Annotated in this window: 1 protein-coding gene; it reads right to left on the reverse strand. The window is 57.2% G+C overall.

The genetic code is table 11. The features are described 5' to 3' along the window. A partial coding sequence (locus VF684_RS20950) for a transposase (protein ID WP_440174404.1) occupies positions 1 to 360 on the reverse strand: 360 nt, incomplete at both ends.

The following is a 360-nucleotide window of genomic DNA, read 5'->3' on the forward strand; positions in this document are numbered from 1 at the left end:
GGCTTTCATGTATTCGATGTTGATGGCCGTTTTGTTCTTGCGTGGATGCTGTTTCAAGGTTCTTACCTTGCCGGGGCGCTCGGCGATCAGCCAGTCCACATCCACCTCGGCCAGCTCCTCGCGCTGTGGCGCCCCTTGGTAGCCGGCATCGGCTGAGACAAATTGCTCCTCTCCATGCAGCAGATTACCCAGCTGATTGAGGTCATGCTCGTTGGCCGCGGTGGTGACTAGGCTGTGGGTCAGGCCACTCTTGGCATCGACACCAATGTGGGCCTTCATGCCAAAGTGCCACTGATTGCCTTTCTTGGTCTGATGCATCTCCGGATCGCGTTGCTGCTCTTTGTTCTTGGTCGAGCTGGG

The sequence above is a fragment of the Aeromonas sp. Lyrl_2 genome, assembly GCF_051948815.1.
GTDB lineage: Bacteria > Pseudomonadota > Gammaproteobacteria > Enterobacterales > Aeromonadaceae > Aeromonas > Aeromonas veronii.